Genomic DNA, 4,314 nt, shown 5'->3' with positions numbered 1-4,314 from the left:
CAGCCAAATACAACTCCCCCACCACCCCCACCGGAACCGGCCGCAACCACCCATCCAACACACACTCCCCCACACCACGAATCGGACCACCAACCGTCACCCGATCACCCGGCGTCATGCGCGCACTCGCGTTGGACTGGATCGTCGCTTCCGCCGGACCGTACGTGTTGAACATCCGCCGGCCGAACGCCCACCGCGTCAACAACTCCGGCGGACACTGCTCACCACCGACCACGATGGTCCCCAGATCGTCGAGGCCCACTGGATCTACCGTCCCCAACAGTGTCGGCGTCAACGCGATATGAGTCACTTTCTCGCGCTGCAGGATCCGACCCAGCTCCGCACCGCCGAACACCGTCGGCGGCACCACCACCAGCCGCGCGCCGAACCCGAACGCCCACAACTGCTCCAGCACCGCCGCGTCGAAACTCGGCGACGCAACATGCAACACCCGCGCATCCGGGCCGAGCCTGAACCGTTCTCCCTGCTCCACCACCAGATTGGCCAACCCCCGGTGCGTCACCACCACACCCTTCGGCACCCCCGTCGACCCCGACGTGTAGATCACATACGCCGGATGATCCGGTGACAACGCAACGGCCCGTTCACCATCGGACACCACCCCCGCAGAACACCCCGCCACCTCCGCCTCGACCGCCGGATCGTCGAGCACCACCCACGGCACAATCCCCGGCAACTCACCCGACAAACCCCCCACCGTCAACCCCAACACCGCACCCGAATCGGTCAACATGTGCTCGAGCCGAGCCGACGGATACCCCGGATCCAACGGAACGAACGCCGCACCAGCCTTCGTCACCGCCCACACCGCCAACACCGACTCCAACGACCGCCGCAAACCCACCGCCACACACGACTCCGGCCCCACACCACGACCGATCAACCACCGCGCCAAACGATTCGACCGCTCATCCAACTCCCCGTACGTCCAACTTCGGTCACCACACACCACCGCGACCGCATTCGGACCCCGCGCCGGCCACACCGACAACAACTCCGGCAACACCCTTCCGGCGACCTCCGACCCACCCGATACTGACACCAACTCCCGGTACTCATCCGGGGAGAGCAGATCCAGCCGGGCCAGCGGCAGTTCCGGGTCCGCGACGACAGTGTCGATCACCCGCAGGACCCGCTCGAGGGTTCTCTCCATCGTGTCGTGGCCGAAAAGCTCTGGCAGGTAAGAGATTCGCAGGTGCAGGCGCGTGTCGACGTTCGCCACCACGCCGATCGGATAGTGCGAGGCGTCGGCCCCCAGCACCTCGACCACCCGCATCCCGGCGACGTCGGTCTCCGCGGCGATTCCGCTCCGATCGACCGGATAGGACTCGAACACCGACATCGTGTCGAAAACAGCTCCGGGCCCGGCCACCCGCTGGATGTCGGCCAGGCTCACGTAGTGGTGATCGAGCAACGCTGCCTGCTCCGCCTGGATCCGGTCGAGGAGCTGTCCCACGCTCTCTCCGCTGTCCACCCGTACGCGCACCGGCAGTGTGTTGACGAACAAACCGATCATCGACTCGATGCCCTCGAGCTGCGGGGGCCGCCCCGATACGGTCGTGCCGAACGTGACATCGTTTCGGGACGTCAACGCGCCCAGCACGATCGCCCACGACGCCTGGAGCACCGTGTTGACGGTGATCCCGCGATTTCGCGCGAGAGAGGCGAGTGCGGCCGTCCGTTCCTCGGTGAGCCCGCCGACCACCTCTCGTGAATCGGAGTATCGGCGCCCCGGGTCGGCCGGCGCCACGAGCGTCGGCTCGTCGGCCCCCTCGAACACGCCAGCCCACATCTCGAGTGACCTGTCGGTGTCCTGCTCCCCTATCCACGCCAGGTAGTCCCGGTACGGGTAGGCCCGCGGCAACACCGCAGCATCTCCGTCAGTGCCGTAGAGCAGCAGCAGTTCACGCATCAGCAGTGGCGTCGACCAGCCGTCGAGCAGCAGATGATGACTCGTCAGTACCAGTCGGTGGCACCCGGGTCCGGTGGTGACGAGCATCCAGCGCAGCAACGGGGCGCGAGCCGGGTCGAACCGGGTCGCCCGGTCCGCTCGCAGCACGCGGTCCAGCTCTGTCCGGCGCACGTTCTCGTCCTGCCGGGAGAGATCGACCTCCGTCCAGTTCACCACGACGTGGTCCTGGACCACCTGCACCGGCCCGACGGCGGTGTCGGCGACGAACGCGGTCCGCAGGTTCGGATGCCGATCCAGCAGCAGCTGTCCCGCGCGCCGCAGACGCGCCGGGTCGACGTCCCCACGCAGCTCGAGCATCAGCCGCACCACATAGGCATCCGCGGACTTCTCGGACACCGATGCGTGGAACAGCAATCCCTTCTGCAGCGGGGAAAGCGGCCACACGTCCGTCATGTCCGGGTACCGGTTCTCCAGCCGTTCGATCTCGGACTGCCGGAGAGTGACCAGGTCGAAATCCGACGGCGTCCGTCCGCCTGCCCCGGTGGCGTGAGCATGCGCGGTCAACGTCGCCAGCATCGCGCACCACGACTCCGCCAGTTCGCGGACCTCGGCGGCGGTCAGTACTCCACTCGGGAACGTCCAGGTCGCGCGGAGCCGTTGGTCGCCGGCGTTGCCGACCGTCAGGGCGTTGATGTCGAGCACCGCCGACACCGGCATGCTCGGATCCTTGGCGCCCGAGAGGTCGTCTGCGTCCTCGACGGGGATCCACCCGGCCTCACGCCCGCCGACCGGGATCGCGCCGGCGACCCGGCCGAGGTAGTTGAACGTTATCTGCGGCGCCCGCAGGTCCCGCAGCACCGAGCCGGCGTCCTCGTTGAGATAGCGCAGCAGTCCATAGCCGATTCCGTGATCCGGGACCGCGAGCAGTTGCTCCTTGACCGTCTTCACCACCGCTCCGGCGGCCGGCCCACCCGAGTACGCCTCGTCGAGGTCGATGCCGGAAAGATCGAGGCGGAGAGGGTAACTCGTCGTGAACCAACCGACCGTACGGGTCAGATCCGATCCCGCGACCACGCTCTCCTCGCGCCCGTGCCCCTCCAACGCGAAGACGACGTCGCGCGCCGCCGATTCTCGCGACGCGCCGGCGCGCCCTCGGCGCCACCTCGTCACCGCGACAGCCAACGCGGCCACCAGGCCGTCCCCGACTGCGCCGTGGAAGACCTCCGGCACTGTGGTCAACAACGCGTCGGTGACGTCGCCGGGCAATTCCACGCACACACTCTCCACCGCCGAGTGCACGTCGATCGCGGGATCGAGGGGTCGGGCGCCGATCACCGGGTCGTCCTCCGCCGCCATCTCCTGCCACATCGCCAGTTCTGCAACACGTTCCGGTCGGTGCGCCGCCTCCGCCAGGCCGTGTGCCCATCTCCGCATCGACGTCCCGACAGGCGGAAGTTCAGGCTCGAGCCCTGCCGCGATCTGCGACCACGCTGACGCCAAGTCCGTCACCAGCACCCGCCAGGACACCCCGTCGACCGCCGAATGATGAATCACCACCAGGGTGCGGCCCAGGCCAGCCCCGTCCGCGGGATCGAACCAGACCACCTGGATCACGATCCCGGCCGCCGGGTCGAGCCGGTCCGCGGCGGCATTCAGCTCCGCCGCCGCCAGCTCGTGGAAGGCAGCACTGCCCTGGTTCGGTGCCATCGCGACACGGTGGATCACATCGTCGGCACAAATCGCTCCCCTCGGCAGCACCTCCCACGCCCAGTCGCCATCAGGTACCGGCCGCACCCGTGCGCGCAGCATGTCGTGCCGGTCCAGCACCGCCTGCACGGTGCCCGCCAGTGTTCTCCCGTCGGTCGCAGGCGGCAGACCCAGCATCAGCGCCTGCGAGAAGCGGCCGAACCCGGATGCTCCCCGTTCGAGCAGCCACCGCATGATCGGCGTCAACGGCACCTCGCCGACACCACCACCGGCGAGTTCCTCGAGCACCGGGGCCGAGCCACCGTCCCCGCGGACGGCAACTTCCGCCAGCCGTGCGACAGACCTGCACTCGAACACATCCCGCGGCGAGAACACCACGCCTGCCGCCTTCGCTCGCGCCGCCAACTGGATCGACATGATGCTGTCGCCACCGAGCGCGAAGAACGAATCCTCCACACCCACCCGGTCGAGACCGAGCACTTCCCCGAACAACTCCGTGAGTGTCTTCTCGATCTCCGTATCCGGGGCCCGGAACTCGCTCCTGGCCGCCGCGAAGTCCGGCGCCGGCAACGCAGCCCGATCAACCTTCCCGTTCGGCGTCACCGGCACCCCATCAACCACCACCACCGCCGCCGGAACCATATGCGGCGCCAACCGATCCCCCACAAACCCGA

At 68.1% G+C, this 4,314-nt stretch carries 1 protein-coding gene; it reads right to left on the bottom strand.

Going from position 1 to position 4,314, the window contains the following annotated elements; translation table 11 throughout:
- A partial coding sequence (locus EGT67_RS24955; RefSeq protein WP_164877651.1) for a condensation domain-containing protein occupies nucleotides 1–4,243 on the bottom strand: 4,243 nt, incomplete at its 3' end.
- Between the last annotated feature and the right edge of the window lie 71 nt (nucleotides 4,244–4,314).

It is taken from the genome of Prescottella agglutinans, from assembly GCF_004011865.1.
GTDB classification, from domain to species: domain Bacteria; phylum Actinomycetota; class Actinomycetes; order Mycobacteriales; family Mycobacteriaceae; genus Prescottella; species Prescottella agglutinans.
The sequence above is the reverse complement of the archived record's forward strand: the minus strand, read 5'-3'. Positions and strand labels throughout refer to the sequence as shown.